The following is a 15,509-nucleotide window of genomic DNA, read 5'->3' as shown; positions in this document are numbered from 1 at the left end:
CTAAAACACCCCATCCAAACTCCACTCCCCCGCCCCCACTGCCAGCAACACCAGCATCCCCGCCGCCAGCAGCGTCTCCGGCGCATAGAGCACATATTCCAGCTTGTGCACGCCTTCGCCCTCGGCCTTGGGGATGGCCGTGGTCACCAGCGCGCCGAGCGTGATCACCAGCAGCATAAGGGCGCCAGGAACCGTAAGCAAACCCAGCACCACGAGGACGCCGCCCACCAATTCGGCGGCGGAAAAGACCGGCGTCAGCGCCTTGGGCACGCCGGCCTCGCTCAGCGACCCCGCCATTTTCTCGCGCCGGTCGGGATCGGTGAGCTTGAACCAGCCCGATAGGGCAAACATCAGTCCGATGACGAGGCGAAGGAGCAGCAGGGCAAGGTCGGCGAGGGCGGGCAGACTGATGAGCCAGGCGGGCATGAAAATCTCCGGGAAAAGCCGATAAACAACGCCGCCGCCGCGCCCTCGTTGCCGAACTATGCCGCTTATCCCGCTCCCCATCGCGTCCCCTACACTTTCCGGTTTGATCCCGGGAGATGCCCATGCGCGCAAAACCTTGTTCCACCATCAGCCGCCGCATGGCCGAGCGGCACGAAAACCTCCTGCCAATGCTGCAGGTCTTGGCCCGCAAGCTCCAAAGCATGGCTGCGCGCAGCCCGAACCGGGCGGTGCCCGATGACCTCCGGTCGCAGGCCGAGGCCATGTTGTTCGAGGTAGAGGTGTTTCGCGAGCGGCGTCAGCGTCCTGCCCTGCCGGTCGGGGCGCCTCATTATCGTGGCCTCGCCAGCCAGTTGACCGAAGCGCTGGCGGCGATGATCGCCTTTGAGCAGCGCCATGTGGCATGGAATGCGGCAACCGAAGAGCCGCAATGGAACCTGGCGCCAGGCAAGAAGGATGGCCGGGTCGGCATCATGAAGGTCAAACGCCTTACGCCACGTCCCGGCAGCAAGGCGGCCGCCAGGGCAGATGCCCAGGCAAGGCTCGAAGAGGAGCTTCGGGCCGGCCGCATGCTGCGCATTCGCGCTGCCCTGGTTGACCGTCTCACCAAGTCGCAGCGCACGGATGGGCCCTGACTTGCCCGATTTATCCCCGTCGTTCGAAACTGCGATAGTCTTATCTTTATCAGCCGGGTGATGATGGGGTTGCAACGATCAACCGCCCGGCGACAGTCGGGAGGGGTCTTTATCGTTAAGGATCCTGGGTCCGCGGACGGGGCTGGAGCAACCCACCCCTAAGACGCTGCCTGCCAGAAAACCCGGCGCCCCGAGGCAGTTTCTGTCTCACCTATAAACAAAAACGAGGCGGACGCCGCCTCGGGGCACCATTACGTTCTCCCAACCGGAGGCCGCGGGCCGTCCGGCGCGTCGGCACGTCTGGCGTAATCGCGCGCGCCCCGGTATGGAGAGCCGCCCTCCTTCCGGACCTCCCGCCCATGCCCCGCCTCCAAGGCAACGGCCTGGGGATCGCCTTGATGATCCTCGCCACCGCCTCGTTCACGCTCAACGACAGCTTTCTCAAACTCGCGACCGAAGAAGTGCCGCCGTTCCAGGCCCTCGCCATGCGCGGCCTCGGCTCGACCATTTTAGGCCTCCCCTCCTGTTCGCCCTCGGCTATGGCCGCCAGGCCAGCCAGATGTTCGGGCGCCGCATTGCCCTGCGCAACCTCCTCGAACTCGTCTGCGCCCTCTGCTTCGTGGTCGCCCTCGCCCTCGTTCCCCTCGCCGATCTCACCGCCCTCGGCAAACCTCGCCGCTCCTGCTGCTGCTCGGTGCCGCCGTGATCTTTCGCGAAAAGCTCACCGGCATCCAGATCGCGCTGATTATCCTCGCCTTCACCGGAGCGCTTATGGTGGCGCAACCGGGTGGCAGTGACTTTTCCCCTTATGTGCTCCTGGGCCTTGGCAGTGCCTTCGCCGTCGCCGTCCGCGATCTCGTGGGCCGAGGCATTCATCCAGGGGTTCCAGGCCTCGTCATCGCCGTTGGCGCAGGAGTCATAACCACGGTCGGCGCAGGCCTCGCAGCCCTGATTTTCGAGCAGCTGACCATGCCGTCGCTGGGCACGATCATCTACACAATGGGCTCCGGCGCCTTCCTCGTCGCCGGCCACGTGCTCCTTCTCCGCGCCTACCGCGCCGGCACGATGAGCGCCGTCGCCCCCTTCCTTTACACCGCCACCGTCTGGGCACTCCTGTCCGGCATGCTGATTTTCGGCAGCTTCCCCAATGCCTTGGCGCTCCTCGGCATTGCCGTCATCGCCCTTTCCGGCATCGCCGTCGTCGCCCTCGAGCGCTGGCCGCGCAAGACCGTCGTTTCTCCCTGACCGGAACGTATTGCCTTTCCTCCCGTTCATGTCCCCGAGGGGCGGAAACAGCGCTGCCGACAGGCCGCGCTCCGCAAGCGGGCAGCACCAGAGTGCTTCCGCCGAACAAAGGAATACGACGATGAAGAAGCTTCTTCTGGCCTCCGTGGCCGTTATGTCCCTGGGCCTTGCCGCTCCGGCTTTCGCCCAAGACGCTGATGCCGGCGCTACAGTCGGCGCGACGGGCGGTGGTGCCACCGGTGCCGTAGTCGGCGGTCTACTCGGCGGCCCGATCGGCGCCGTGATCGGCGGCTTTGCCGGTGCCGTGCTTGGTGCCGAAGCCGGCGTTGCCGCTTCGACCATCGAATATGCCGGTGCCAACCCGGTCACCCCGTGACCATTTCTGGCGATGTCGCCGTCGGCTATGTCGTCCCGCAAGACGTAACCATCTACCCGGTCGAAGGCGATGACCAGTATGGCTATATCTACGCCAATGGCCGCGTCTGGATCGTCGACAACAACACCCGCGCGCTGGTTCAGTCGCCGGGCTACCTCGTGTCGCAGAGCTCTGCCGATTTCGCCATTGCCAACCCGATCGACCCGATCGAAGCGCAGGGCGATGTCGTCGTCGGCTATGTGCTGCCGGAAGGCGCCACCATCACGCCGGTGCCAAACGACAGCTATTATGGCTATGTCTACATCAATGGCCGTCCGGCCTTGGTCGACACATCGAGCCGCACCGTCGTCTACTACCAGTAAGCTTCGGCACTTTTAGACTTATGCCGCCCGGACATGTTCCGGGCGGCTTTCGTTTGCGCTAGGGTATCGGCTCAAGGAGCCAGCATGAGCAAACCCAGCATCCGCATCGCCTACTGCACGCAATGCAACTGGATGCTGCGCGCCGCCTGGATGGCGCAGGAACTGCTCTCGACCTTCGGCACTGAATTGGGCGAACTTACCCTGGCGCCGGGAACGGGGGTATTTTCGAGATCCACCTCGATGCCGAGCTGATCTGGGAGCGGAAGCGAGATGGCGGTTTTCCCGATAGCCGGGTGCTCAAGCAAAAGGTGCGCGACCGCATCGACCCGGATCGCGACCTCGGTCACGTCGACCGCGTCAATCTCGATAGCTGAGCCATTTCCAAAGCCGACCGGGTTGGTCTAGTCTTGACCTGAACCGACCTGGGAGACGTCCAAGCATGACTTCAAGAACCCTCCTTCTTTCCGGCGCCGCCCTTTTCTTGGCCGCCCTACCAGCTGCAGCGCAGGAACTGCCCGACCTCGATGGCCGCGTCATTCATGCGGTGACCGAGAACGCTTATTACCCGCTCAACTTTGCCGGGCCGGATGGTCAGGGCATCGGGCTCGAATATGACGTGATCAATGAAGCGGCCAAGCGACTGAACGCCACGGTGGAATGGGATCTCACAGCCTGGGACGTGATGATCGAAAGCGTCCGCTCGGGGCAATTCGACATCGGCGCCGACGGCATCACCATCAGCGCCGAGCGGGCCGAGCAGGTGGACTTCACCGAGCCCTTCATCACCGTCGAGCAGTATTTCCTGGTGCGCGGCGACGAAGATCGCATCACCGGGGCGGAAAGCTTCACCGAAAACACCGATCTGCTGTTCGGCGCCCAGGCCGGCACGTCGGCCTTCTACACGGCCGTCTATGATGTCCTCGATGGCGACGAGGCCAATCCGCGCATCAAGACCTTCGACACGTTCGGCGCATCGGTGCAGGCGCTCAAGGCCGGCGACGTCGACGCGGTGATCGCCGACCAGGCAGCTTCCGCCGGCTATATCGGCGCCGATCCGGGCGCCTTCAAGCAAGTGGGCGAGCCGATCAAGGCCGACCCGCTCGGCTTTATCCTCACACCCGGCTCCGATCTCGTCGAACCCTTCGATGCGGCCCTGGCCGAGATGAAGGCGGATGGCTGGCTCGAGGAGCGCATCAACTACTGGTTCTTCGAATACGGCGAGCAGTAAACCCGCTTTTCCCATCCCTCCCCCAGGGGAGGGATGTTCAAGAACCGCGATGCCGGCCAAGGACAGAACCCGACCAATGCCACGGCCCCACCGCAACCCGTCTCTTCTTGCCCGCCTGCCCTACTGGCTTCTCGCCATCCTGCTGCTTTTCGTGATCGGCCTTTGGGCGATCACGACCAACGACACCTATTCGAGCATCTTCAACACCCTTTCCGGTGGCGTCGTCACCACGCTTTGGGTGACGCTGCTATCCTTCCTCTTTGCCACGCTGCTTGGACTTCTGATCGCCCTGGGGCGCACATCCGGGCATCGGGTCCTGCGCGAGGCCGCGACCTTTTACGTCGAGATCATTCGCGGCGTGCCGATACTTGTCTTCCTCTTCTACATCGCCTTTGTCGCCGCGCCGGCCATGGTCGCCGCCTTTAATTGGCTGGCGGCGCCACTAATTGGGTCAGGCTGGATCGAGCCCGCCACGGTGCGCGGCTTCGACTTCGTCTGGCGCGCCATCTTTGCGCTCACTGTCTGCTATTCGGCCTTCATTGCGGAGATCTTCCGGGCCGGTATCGAAGCGGTCGATCGCGGGCAGATCGAGGCGGCGCGCTCGCTCGGCCTTTCACGCTGGAACTGCTTCCGGCTCGTTGTCTTCCCGCAGGCCTTGCGCACCATCCTGCCCCCACTCGGCAATGACTTCGTTTCTATGGTCAAGGATTCCGCTCTCGTTTCGGCGCTGGGCGTGCAGGACATTACCCAGCTCGGCAAACTTTCGGCCTCGTCAAGCTTTCTCTTCTTCGAGACCTACAATGTCGTGGCGTTCCTTTATCTCACCATGACCATTTCGCTGTCGCTCTTGGTGCGCTGGCTCGAACGCGTCATGGACGCAAGAACCAGCCGATAGCTTGCACCGGCCATGGCCGCGCACCATCTTTCCATCACCCTCTGGAGGACACCAATGCATCCCATCGCCCGCCTTGCCACCGTCGCCGTAGCCGCCATCGCTCTTGCCGCCTGCGGAAACCGCGAGGAGGTCGGGCAAGTTGGGGTGGACTGGACCGGCAACGACATTTCCGTCGAGGCTGTCGCCGATGCCGATGTCCAAGGTGTCGTCTGCCACCTCGCCTTCTTCAATCGCTCATTCATCGACCGCCTGAGCCAGGGCAATTGGTTCGAAGACCCGTCCTATTCGGCTTTGGATTGCTCCGTGGTCGGCCCCGTCACCGTCGGTGACATCCGCACCAGTGCCGGCGGCGAAGAAATTTTCCAGCAGGGTCGCTCGCTGATCTGGAAGTCGCTCCGGGTCACCCGCATCTACGATGCGGCCAACAATTCGCTGATCTATCTCGCCCATGCCCGCGAAATTCAGCAGGGTTCGGGCAAGATGAGCCTTTCGGTCGTGCCGCTGAACGGCCTCGATGTCACCTGGACCAACGGCGCGCCCAATGCGCAGCCCATGCAGGGCTTCGGTCATGGTGCAATAAGCTGCGCAATTGCAGCGGATCGGCAGGAACGGCAAAGCTTTGTCCCTTGTGGCACAAACAAGGCAAAAGCGTTTCGCGCCCGACCGCTTCAAGCGGCGGTGAAGAGCACGATATTCTCTCTTAAAGAAGCGGACCCGCATCGGCGGGCAGAGGAAGGACGATAATGGCAATCCTGATTGGCGATACCGCCCCCGATTTCACCCTCGACTCGACCGAGGGCGAGATCCACTTCCACGATTATATCGATGGCTCTTGGGCAGTGCTGTTCAGCCATCCCAAGAATTTCACGCCGGTCTGCACCACCGAGCTCGGCTATACAGCCAAGCTCAAGCCGGAATTCGAAAAGCGCGGCGTCAAGGTTCTCGGCCTCTCCGTCGACAAGCTCGAAGATCATGGCGGCTGGGCCAGGGACATCGAGGAAACGCAGGGCTCGGCCCTCAACTTTCCGCTCCTTGCCGATACCGAAGGCAAGGTAGCGCGTTTTACGACATGATCCATCCCAATGCCGACAACACGCTGACCGTCCGCTCGGTCTTCGTCATCGGACCGGACAAGAAGGTTAAGCTCAAGATCGAATATCCGGCCTCCACCGGCCGCAACTTCGATGAAGTGCTACGCGTCATCGATAGCCTTCAGCTCACAGCCAAGCACCAGGTCGCCACACCGGTCAACTGGAAGTCAGGCGAGGACGTCATCATCGTTCCCGCCGTATCCAATGAAGCCGCCAAGGCCAAGTACCCGGAAGGCTGGAAGGAACTGAAGCCCTATCTTCGCATTGTGCCTCAACCGCAGGGTTGATCCCTGTGGGCACGGTTTTCTCCCTGACGACTGGGGCGGTAGTTGCGGCTATCGCCCCTCTTTCATGCCCCGCCGCTTATCCTCACCGTGCCAAAACCCGCCACATTCAGGTCAAAAACACCGCTGAGGCATCTCTGCTTCCGGTTTTTTCCACAGACGCACGCAGAAAACCGCGTAAAGTTCCTCTCTTCACGCAGTCGTAATTGCAAGTGCCGCTAACGCAAACCGGTTCTAAAGACCGTTATGTTAGACCACCAAGAAACACTCGAACCGCTGCACGTCGAGATTCATTTTCTTGATCTGCATAGATGCTTCGGCTTCGAAACGTCGGTTTCCCCCAGAAATTCTGCGACAAACCTGCAACACAGCTGCCGTCTGGGGCCGATCTGACCGTTCCGCCCACATTCTGGCCCCTGCCCACCAATAGACCTCGCTCATCGACAACATCAGTGAGCCTTTGGACCATTGACCAATAAAGCTGTTCTCGCCGCCGCATGTGCTGCAGCGCTTCTCGCCTTCTCTCCCGCAGCAGTCTATGCCCAGTGTGGCGGCGCTTCCTGGTACGGCCCCGGTTTTAACGGGAAACGCGCCGCATCAGGTGAGATCTTCAATGAAAATGCCATGACGGCAGCGCATCGCTCGCTTCCCTTCGGCACCAAGGTCGCTGTGACCGACCAGAATACCGGCAAGTCCGTCACCGTCACCATCAACGATCGCGGCCCCTTCCACGGCAAGCGCATCATCGATCTGTCCAAGGGTGCCGCAGCGGCCCTCGGCTTCCAGAACCGCGGCACGACTTCGGTGTGCCTCGCCGAGCAATAAGCATCGCTCAACAAAAGCGAACCGCTTTGGCCGTCCACGAACACCGTGGGCGGCCGTTTTTGCTTTTGCGCTCACATTGCGTCCAAGAACACTCCCACTCAGCCTCCCCTGCAGAAAGGGGAGGAGCCCTGACAGTGCTTGTCCACCATCGAGCCAAGCAATCGATGGAACTCTTCCCCCGCCTTACGGGGGAGGCGGGGTGGGGGTCTTTGCGTCGAGCGTCCGGAAACGATTTAGACCGGCATTTTCAGCCGCACTGAAATCGCATAGCCTGCGCCCCGACTGTCTTTCGAGCCTTTGAGCACCATGCGATTCGGATTTGCACTGCCGCCCCAGATCAAGGTTTTTGGGGCCTTCTTCGTTTACTCCTTCTGCATGGGCTCCATTTTCCCGCGCCTTCCGGCGGTCCAGGAGGCCATGGGCGTGGGCGAAGGCGCGCTGGGTCTGGCGCTGATCGGCTCGGCCATCGGCACGCTGATCTCGCTGACCTTTGCCGGCCATTTTGTCGAAGCCATAGGCTATCGGCGCGTGCTGCTTACCGCCATTCCACTTCTTTCCGTGTTCTACGCGCTGGCGAGCTGGGCGCAGACGCCGCTAATGTTCTTCTTCCTGCTCCTGCCAGTCGGTCTCACCATCGGCTGCATCGAGATCATCATCAATGTCGAGGCAGACCGGGTCGAGCACGCCATCGGCCGCCGCATCATGAGCCGGGCCCATGCCTTCTGGAGCCTCGGTTTTTTCACCGCTGGCATTGTCGGATCCTTTGTCGCGCAAGCCGGCATCGAGGTGCATGTCCACCTCATGATCATGATCCCCTTCGTGATCCTTGCGACCTTGCTTGTCCTCGGCCAGTTCCAGCCTGCTCCGCATCGCGCCGGCGGCAGCACCGACGATGCGCCGCGCTTTGCCCGGCCGACGACGATGATCATGGCGTTGGTTGCCGTCTGCCTGTCCGCCATGCTGATGGAAGGGGCCGGGATCGATTGGTCGGCCATCTATATGCGCAATATCTTCGACGCCACGCCCTTCTGGGCTGGGCTGGCGGTGGCAACCGTCGCCGGTTCGCAGGGCGTCGCGCGCTTCTTTGCCGATGGTTTCGTCGAGCGCTATAGTCCGGTTCTCGTCGCCAGGGTGCTCCTCAGCATCCTGGGCCTCGGCGTGCTGCTCGCCTTTTTCGCACCCGCGGCCTGGGTCGCCTATCTGGGCTTTGCTTTGATCGGCATCGGCTCGAGCGCACTCTTTCCGCTGGCCATGTCTGCCGCCGCGCAGCAGACCGACCGCCCTGCCGCCGTCAATGTTGCAGCGCTTGCGCAGTTTTCTTTACAGCCTTTCTCCTCGGACCGCCGCTCCTGGGCTATATCGGCGAGCATTTCGGCATCCAGTGGGTGTTCGGCGTCGGCTTCCCGCTGGTGTTGCTCGGCTTTGCCACTGCCCATGTTCTCGCGCCCAGGCCCCTGGGCAAGACGGTTACCGCATGATCCAGCCTCAGCACCGCATCTACGCCTCCTTCTTCTTTTTCGCCGTGACCACCGGCGCCCTGATGTCGCGCCTGCCGGACATCCAGGCGCAGCTCTTGTTAAGCGAAGGACAGCTCGGTCTCACCATGATTGGCATGTCCTTGGGCTCGCTGATCTCGCTGACTTTTGGCGCGCCGCTGATCGAACGCTTCGGTTTCCGCACCACGGCATTCTTTACAGTCGTGGGCCCGGCCGTGCTCTTTGCCACCATTCCGTGGCTGCCCGCCGCTCCGGCCATGTTTGCAGTGCTCTTCGTGGTCGGCCTTCTGGCCGGCGCGCTCGAGATCAATCTCAATGTCGAGATCGACCGGCTCGAAATCCAGCATGGCAAGCGCTTCATGAACCGCGCGCATGGCTTTTGGAGCGTCGGCTTCTTTGTGACGGCCCTCTCCGGCGCCGTCGTCCGCCAATCGGGCATCTCCACCGCTGTCCATCTCGGTGCCATCGCGCTGATCGTCACGCTGGTGGCCGGCTACCTCATCTATGGCGCGACCGAAGCGCCCAAGCCCAATCGCGGCCATGACGAAGGGGGCCACCGCATCGCCTTCCCCAACCTCGGTCTCCTGCCGCTTTGCCTTATCGGCTTTGCCGCCTTCCTCGTCGAAGGCGCCGGGATCGATTGGTCGGCGATCTACATGCAGGATGTCTTTTCGGTCGAACCGTTTGTCGGCGGCATGGGCCTCACGCTTTTTGCCTTCTTCATGGCGGTGATGCGCCTTTCTGCCGATCCGATCGTTACCCGCTTCGGACCGCGCAATGTCGCCATGGTGATGCTCGGTTTTGCCAGCCTCGGCGCGCTGCTCGTGGGCGTGGCTCCCTCGCCCGAACTGGCCCTGATTGGCTTTGCGCTCATGGGCGCGGGCTGCTCGGCCGTCTACCCGCTGGCCGTGTCGGCAGCGGCGCAGCGCACCGATCGCCCGGCGGCGGTCAATGTTGCGGCGCTTGGGCAGGTGAGCTTCGTGGTCTTCTTCCTTGCGCCGCCGCTGCTCGGCTTCGTGGCCGAATTCATCCACATCCGCGCCTCATATCTCGTCTGCCTACCCTTGCTGCTGGCCGGCCTCTGGGCCTCGAGCTTCGCGCTGGGCGGCAAGAAGGTTGAGACGCCGCACGGCATGCCGCCCGAGCCGCTTGGGCCCAATGGCTGACGACCTGCCGCCTATCGTCGACCTGCGCCAGTCGGCGACCGCGCTGCGCGTCCAGCGCGGCGTCATGCGTATGCTGCGCGAGCGGCACGACATGGCCTGCTATGCCGAAGTGCCGCTCGCCAATGGCCGCCGTGCCGATGTCCTTGCCGTCGGCCCCAAGGGCGAGATCTGGATCATCGAGATCAAGTCGAGCCTCATCGACTTCCAGGTCGATCGCAAATGGCCCGAATACCGCGAATTCTCCGACAAGTTCTTCTTCGCCAAGCCACCCGAACTCGATGCCGAGATTTTTCCCGAGACCGAAGGCCTGATCGTCGCCGACGGACATGATGGGGCCATCCTGCGAGACAGTCCCGACACGCCCCTGGCTCCGGCGCGGCGCAAGACGCTGATGCTAAAACTTGCGCGCATGGGCGCCGACCGCATCCATGTCCTTATGGACCCGGGACCGCGATAGGCCATGCTCCTTACGCACTGGCGGGTGATCACGCTTTTCCTGACGCATGCGCTCGCCATCGGCGCGGTCCATACCCGTCTCCCCGACCTGCAGCAGATGATGGGCCTCAGCGAAGCCCAACTCGGCCTCGTGCTCATGGGCCAGCCCCTCGGCGGGCTGCCGATGTTCCTGTTCTCGAGCGCCCTAATCGAGCGCTTCGGTCCGCGCCTCGTGGTCCTCACCATGCTGCCCGTAGTGATCGTCAGCTCCGCGCTTATCCCGATCCTCCTCGACCCTCTCGCCATGTTCGCGCTGCTCGCCATCAATGGCGTCGGCTTTTCGCTCAGCAACATTGCCATCAATGTGGAAGCCGACCGCATCGAAGCGGCCAGCGGCGATCGGATCATGAACACCTGCCATGGCGTCTGGAGCATCGGATTTCTGATGACCGCGCTCCTCGGCGTGCTGATGCGCGGCCTCGGCATCTCGCCTGCCGTTCATCTTGGCGTGCTGGTGCCGGTGCTGATCGGGCTCTTGCTGGTCTTGGTCATGCCCATGCCGGCCTCGATTGCACGCAGCCATACCGGCGAGGGCAAGGTGCGAAAGCTGGCCCTGCCCACCATCGCGACCATGGGCCTCGTCGCCTTTGGCCTTGGCGCCGGGATTACCGAAGGCGCATCGCGCGCCTGGTCGATCATCTATCTGCGCGACAATTTCGATGTGGCGCCCTGGATCCAGTCGCTGGCGCTTCCGGCGCTTGTCGCTTCCATGGCGCTTGGCCGGCTGCTTGCAGACCGCTTCCTCGACCGGTTCCGTGCCGATCATTTCGCACGAGCGCTGTCGGCACTGGCAATTGCCGGGCTGGTGCTGGTCGCCCTGGCGCCAGGCGCCTGGGTGGCTGTCTTCGCCTTCGCCCTGGTTGGCCTAGGCATCTGCGTGCTCTATCCGCTGATGCTTTCTGCCGCGGCCCGGCTGGGCGATCGGCCGGCTTCGCAAAACGTGGCGGCGACAACCTTGATCTTCCAGCTGGTCAATCTCGGGGCCCCCGGCCTGATCGGCGCGGTCGCGCAGGGCTTTGGGGTCCGCATCGCCTTTGCCATGCTAATCCCGCTCCTGGTGCTGACCTTCGCCATGGCCGGTCAGCTCAAGCCTAAAGGTTGAACACCCGGCGCGGCTTGAACTGGCCGTATTCCACCGAGCCCGTGGCCAGGACCTTGCCCTTAAAACTTGCCCAGCACTCATCGAGCGCGAGGGGCGCGCCCGCCCCGGTCAGCAGCACGGCATTGCCATGGCTCACCGCCCCGGCCTGGCCGGCATCGAGCCGCAGTTCCGGCAGATCGGCAAAGCCCAGCGCGATCGGCGCGATCAGCGCATCGCGACCGGCACCCTCGACGGCTTCAAGCTCTTCGATCGTGACCGAATTGGCATCGTTGAATGGGCCGACCGCCGCCCGATGCAGGCTCGTGACGTGACCCACCGTGCCCAGCGCCAAGGCGATGTCGCGCGCCAGCGAACGGACATAGGTGCCCTTGCCACAGGTGACCTCCAGGACGCTCTGCTCGGCGCCATGCTCGACCAGCTCAATAGCATCGATGTCGATGGGGCGCTCCGCCAGCTCGACCGTTTCCCCGGCGCGTGCCAGGTCATAGGCGCGCTCGCCATCCACCTTGATCGCCGAAAAGGCGGGCGGGCGCTGCATGATCGTGCCGGTAAACCGCGGCAGCAGGGCTTGGAGAGCCGAACCTTCCGGCCGCACATCGGAAGTCGCGACGACTGCGCCTTCGGCATCGTCGGTCGAAGTGGCACGACCCCAGCCAATGGCGAAACGGTAAATCTTGGTGCCGTCCTGCACTTGCGGCACCGCCTTGGTGGCTTCGCCCAAGGCAATGGGCAAAATTCCCGTCGCCAGCGGGTCGAGCGTACCCGCATGGCCGGCCTTGGCAGCGGAAAACAGCCAGCGCACCTTGCCTACCGCCTGGGTGGAGGTCATGTCATATGGCTTATTGAGCACGACCCATCCAGAGATGGCGCGCTTTTTCGCTTTGAGCTGGTTCACGGCTTCAGTCTTGCTCGCTGTCGTCTTCGTCGAGGTCGCGGCGGACGCGATCGGAGCGCAGCAGCGCATCGATCTTGCCAGCTTCCTCAAAGGTGTCGTCGACGAAGAAACGCACTTCGGGCGCGTATTTCAGATTGATCTGCGGCGCGATTGCACCGCGAATATATTTCTTGTGCCGGTTCAGCGCCTCGACGATTTCCTCGGCATGCTGGCCGCCGAGCGGCATCACATAGGCATTGGCAATCTTGAGATCTGGGGTCATGCGCACTTCGGGCACCGTCACCACGGCGCCGCGCAGGGCTTCGTCCTCGATTTCCCCGCGCGCGAACATCGCTGCCAGAGCATGGCGCACCAGTTCCCCAACGCGAAGCATGCGCTGGCTCGGGCCAGCGGAACTATGGGTCTTTTTCATGGGCAAGCGGAGTATGCCCTTAGGACCCGCGCGTCAATCCGCAGGGCTGAGCGCCGCCTCGGTCTTGAAGCGCGAAACGTGCTGTTCGACATCGCCCGGGCTCACCGGCCATGTGCTGGTATCGGCTGCGTCGAAGGCGTCGCCGCGCCAGCCCTGGTAGACCATGGCCACGCCGCTTTCCGACTTGAAGAAGCTGATGATCATCACCTCGCCCTGCTCGGCATCGGCCGGGTCGAGATAGACTCCGCACACAAAGCCGAGCGGGGAAGATTGTCGCCGTCGTCGGGTTCGAGCTGGAAAACGCCGTGGCTTCCGGCCGGCAGGAGCGGGCATAGACGTCCATCACCGCGGACCGGAACTCGGTCAGTACCGGATTGGCCGAGCGCGTCAGCCGCGCCCCATAATGGGTGGTCCAGAAGGCTTCGCCTTCGCCGCGCGGATAAATCTCGAGATGCGCCTGGTCGCCGATCTCGGTGAAGCGCGTCGACACGAGGTCAGTCCAGTTTTCGGCCGCCTGGTCGATCCAGTCCGGCTTGGGCAGGGAGAGCTTTTGCGCCTGCGCCTCGAGCACGAGGTTATTACCCTCGACCGTGACCGGCATGGTTTGCGCGAGAGCGGGGCTGACAAGAGCCATAGCAGCCAGGACGGGCAGCACGGACTTTACGAACGGCACAAGGGCTCTCCTACCCCACGAATTCCCAAAATCTGTCCAGCAGGCGAAGCCCCGCGCAGGCCGGACAAGGCGACGATTAGGGTTCTGTTAAGAGCGGTGCAAGGGGCGCAAAGCGCCTATCGCGCGATGGCTGCCGCGATGCGGAAAACCGGCAACACTTACGTGCGGGCCGCGCGCGGCGTCGGCGCTTCGGGCAGGAGGCGGTGGGGCGGCTGGTGCCCGTCCATGAAGGTTCGGATGTTGACGATCACCGTTTCGCCCATCTCGATCCGCGCTTCCATCGTCGCCGAAGCCATATGAGCCGTCAGCACGACATGGTTGCTCTCCGCCAGCGCCAGAAGGCGCGGATTGATGCCGGGCCGGTTCTCGAAGACGTCGAGTGCCGCGCCGAAAAGCCTGTCCTGTTCCAGCCGATCGATCAGCGCTTCTTCATCGAGCAGTTCCGGACGGCTGACATTGATCACGTAGGCCCCCGGCTTCATGCGGTCGAGCCGTTCGGCCGAAAGGATGTGGCGCGTGGCGCGGGTCAGCGGCGTGTGAAGCGAGACGATGTCCACCTCGGCCAGCATGGCGTCGAGATCGTCCCAATAGGTTGCCGCCAAGGGTGTCTCCACCGCCAGCGGCCGCTGCGAGCGGGAGAAATAGTGGATGTTGAGCCCAAAGGCGCGCGCCCGCTGCGCCACCGCCGTGCCGATGCGGCCCATGCCGACGATGCCAAGGGCCTTGCCGCGCAGCCGGTGCCCCAGCATCGAGGTCGGCGACCAGCCGGCCCAGGCCCGGTCTTCGAGCAGCATCTGCGTGCCTTCGACCAGCCGCCGCGGCAGCGCCAGGATCAGCGCCATGGCCATGTCGGCGGTGTCTTCGGTCAAGACCGATGGCGTATTGGTCACCGTCAGCCCCGCCGCCCAAGCTGCTTCGAGATCGATATTGTCGACGCCATTGCCGAATTGGGCGATCAGCCGCACACTGGGTGGCAGCCGGCCGATCAGGTCGGCATCGATGCGGTCGGTGATGGTCGAAACCAGCACGTCCTTGCCCGCAAGCCCGTGCAAGATATCGTCGCTGGTCAGCGCTGCATCGGCTTCGTTGACGTCGGTCTCGAACAGCATGGCCATGCGGGCCTCGATGCTTTCGGGCAGCCGCCGCGTGATCAGGATTTTGGGTTTGCTTGCTGCCATGCGCACTGGTCGGTTGGCCACTTGTGAAGAGGCGCCCCGTGCCCCCTTCAGCGACCATTAAGGATCATGGGCTAGTGATAAGGCAATTCCAACCACACTGCAAAGCGATGTTCCGTTTGCCCCTGTCTTGGAGCCGCTCCCGCGCTTTTTCCCCTCGTGCTGCTTGCCCTTGCCAGCATGCTGCCGGCCGCAACCGTCATGGCGCAGGACAATCCGAGCGGCCTGCCGCTGCCGCGTTTCGTCACCACGCGCTCGGCGCCGATCAATGTGCGCGTCGGCCCCGGCACCAAGTACAATATCGCCTGGAATTTCCTTGTTTCCGGCGTGCCGGTCGAGATCGTCCAGGAGTTCGATACCTGGCGCAAGATCCGCGACATGGAAGGCGATGAGGGTTGGGTGCACCAGAGCCTTCTGGCCGGCGCCCGCGCCGGCTATGTCACCGCCGCTTTCGCCAATGGCGAGGTCACCATGCATGTGAGCCGCGCCGAGGACGCCACGGCCCGTGCCCGCCTTGCCGCCGGCGTGCGCGTTGCCGTCAGCGAATGCGACGGCAGCTGGTGCCAAGTCGCTGCCGGCCCACCCGGCGAACGCGCCAGCTTTTCCGGCTGGATCCGCCAGGAAGAGCTTTGGGGCGTTTATCCGGAAGAAGAGTTCGACTGAGACCAGGCTCCACTCGCCCGCCCCCGTGGTTCGAGGCTGCGCTTCGC

General features: G+C 63.4%; 18 protein-coding genes and 4 pseudogenes. 16 read left to right on the top strand and 6 right to left on the bottom strand.

All coding sequences use genetic code 11. From position 1 onward, the window contains the following. Positions 1-426, bottom strand: coding sequence for a DoxX family membrane protein (locus G5575_RS03845; protein WP_164533163.1), 426 nt, complete (start codon positions 424-426; stop codon positions 1-3). A 122-nt stretch (positions 427-548) separates the two neighbouring features. Here G5575_RS03845 and G5575_RS03840 point away from each other — a divergent pair, with 122 nt between their 5' ends. The 12 genes and pseudogenes from G5575_RS03840 to G5575_RS22080 form a co-directional block, all read left to right on the top strand. Then, a complete protein-coding gene (locus G5575_RS03840; RefSeq protein ID WP_164533162.1) occupies positions 549-1,079 on the top strand; it encodes a hypothetical protein in 531 nt (176 codons plus the stop codon). 559 nt (positions 1,080-1,638) lie between these two features. Then, positions 1,639-1,785: a hypothetical protein gene (locus G5575_RS03835; protein ID WP_164533161.1), complete on the top strand. Its 147-nt coding sequence runs from the start codon at positions 1,639-1,641 to the stop codon at positions 1,783-1,785. After that, positions 1,782-2,324 carry a DMT family transporter gene (locus G5575_RS03830; protein WP_164533160.1) on the top strand — a complete coding sequence of 181 codons (543 nt, stop codon included), beginning with the start codon at positions 1,782-1,784 and terminating at the stop codon, positions 2,322-2,324. The genes G5575_RS03835 and G5575_RS03830 overlap by 4 nt, the downstream gene beginning before the upstream one ends. Positions 2,325-2,445: 121 nt before the next feature. Then, entirely contained in the window at positions 2,446-2,700 is a 255-nt protein-coding gene (locus G5575_RS03825; protein WP_164533159.1) for a hypothetical protein, read from the top strand. Continuing rightward, positions 2,697-3,062, top strand: coding sequence for a DUF1236 domain-containing protein (locus tag G5575_RS21455; RefSeq protein ID WP_164533158.1), 366 nt, complete (start codon positions 2,697-2,699; stop codon positions 3,060-3,062). Before G5575_RS03825 ends, G5575_RS21455 begins: the two co-directional genes overlap by 4 nt. 84 nt (positions 3,063-3,146) lie before the next feature. Beyond that, positions 3,147-3,436, top strand: a pseudogene (locus G5575_RS03815) (SelT/SelW/SelH family protein). Positions 3,437-3,501: 65 nt separating this feature from the next. Then, positions 3,502-4,290, top strand: coding sequence for a substrate-binding periplasmic protein (locus tag G5575_RS03810; RefSeq protein ID WP_164533157.1), 789 nt, complete (start codon positions 3,502-3,504; stop codon positions 4,288-4,290). A 76-nt stretch (positions 4,291-4,366) separates the two neighbouring features. After that, positions 4,367-5,185, top strand: coding sequence for an amino acid ABC transporter permease (locus tag G5575_RS03805; protein ID WP_164533156.1), 819 nt, complete (start codon positions 4,367-4,369; stop codon positions 5,183-5,185). Between the two features lie 54 nt (positions 5,186-5,239). Next, positions 5,240-5,725 (top strand): annotated as a pseudogene (locus G5575_RS03800) (CreA family protein); the annotation flags it as partial. Positions 5,726-5,928: 203 nt separating this feature from the next. After that, positions 5,929-6,563: pseudogene (locus G5575_RS03795) on the top strand (peroxiredoxin). Positions 6,564-7,028: 465 nt separating this feature from the next. After that, entirely contained in the window at positions 7,029-7,385 is a 357-nt protein-coding gene (locus tag G5575_RS03790; RefSeq protein WP_164533154.1) for a septal ring lytic transglycosylase RlpA family protein, read from the top strand. 306 nt (positions 7,386-7,691) lie between these two features. After that, positions 7,692-8,642, top strand: a pseudogene (locus G5575_RS22080) (MFS transporter); the annotation flags it as partial. On the opposite strand, the gene G5575_RS19940 reads toward G5575_RS22080, so the two are convergent. Next, a complete protein-coding gene (locus tag G5575_RS19940) occupies positions 8,582-8,821 on the bottom strand; it encodes a hypothetical protein (protein WP_235935549.1) in 240 nt (79 codons plus the stop codon). The pseudogene G5575_RS22080 and the gene G5575_RS19940 sit on opposite strands and share 61 nt — an antisense overlap. Positions 8,822-8,859: 38 nt before the next feature. Here G5575_RS19940 and G5575_RS03780 point away from each other — a divergent pair, with 38 nt between their 5' ends. The 3 genes from G5575_RS03780 to G5575_RS03770 are packed head-to-tail and all read left to right on the top strand — an operon-like array spanning position 8,860 to position 11,644. Continuing rightward, positions 8,860-10,047 carry an MFS transporter gene (locus G5575_RS03780; protein ID WP_164533153.1) on the top strand — a complete coding sequence of 396 codons (1,188 nt, stop codon included), beginning with the start codon at positions 8,860-8,862 and terminating at the stop codon, positions 10,045-10,047. Further along, complete coding sequence (locus G5575_RS03775; protein ID WP_164533152.1) at positions 10,040-10,504, top strand: MmcB family DNA repair protein; 465 nt, start codon at positions 10,040-10,042, stop codon at positions 10,502-10,504. The genes G5575_RS03780 and G5575_RS03775 overlap by 8 nt, the downstream gene beginning before the upstream one ends. 3 nt (positions 10,505-10,507) lie before the next feature. Continuing rightward, positions 10,508-11,644: an MFS transporter gene (locus tag G5575_RS03770; RefSeq protein WP_164533151.1), complete on the top strand. Its 1,137-nt coding sequence runs from the start codon at positions 10,508-10,510 to the stop codon at positions 11,642-11,644. Here G5575_RS03770 and truB read toward each other — a convergent pair. The 4 genes from truB to G5575_RS03750 form a co-directional block, all read right to left on the bottom strand. After that, complete coding sequence (gene truB / locus G5575_RS03765) at positions 11,634-12,539, bottom strand: tRNA pseudouridine(55) synthase TruB (protein WP_328765823.1); 906 nt, start codon at positions 12,537-12,539, stop codon at positions 11,634-11,636. The genes G5575_RS03770 and truB overlap by 11 nt on opposite strands. 4 nt (positions 12,540-12,543) lie before the next feature. Continuing rightward, positions 12,544-12,951, bottom strand: coding sequence for a 30S ribosome-binding factor RbfA (rbfA, locus tag G5575_RS03760; protein ID WP_164533149.1), 408 nt, complete (start codon positions 12,949-12,951; stop codon positions 12,544-12,546). 19 nt (positions 12,952-12,970) lie between these two features. Beyond that, positions 12,971-13,624 carry a hypothetical protein gene (locus G5575_RS03755; protein WP_164533148.1) on the bottom strand — a complete coding sequence of 218 codons (654 nt, stop codon included), beginning with the start codon at positions 13,622-13,624 and terminating at the stop codon, positions 12,971-12,973. Between the two features lie 158 nt (positions 13,625-13,782). Next, on the bottom strand, positions 13,783-14,802 hold the full coding sequence (locus G5575_RS03750; protein WP_164533147.1) for a 2-hydroxyacid dehydrogenase: 1,020 nt from the start codon (positions 14,800-14,802) through the stop codon (positions 13,783-13,785). Between the two features lie 156 nt (positions 14,803-14,958). Between G5575_RS03750 and G5575_RS03745 the strand changes: the two genes are divergently transcribed. Continuing rightward, positions 14,959-15,462, top strand: a complete 504-nt coding sequence (locus G5575_RS03745; protein ID WP_207632979.1) for an SH3 domain-containing protein — start codon at positions 14,959-14,961, stop codon at positions 15,460-15,462. Positions 15,463-15,509 lie beyond the last annotated feature (47 nt).

The sequence above is a fragment of the Devosia aurantiaca genome, from assembly GCF_011058215.1.
Lineage (GTDB): Bacteria > Pseudomonadota > Alphaproteobacteria > Rhizobiales > Devosiaceae > Devosia > Devosia aurantiaca.
This window is presented reverse-complemented; position numbering and strand designations above follow the sequence as displayed.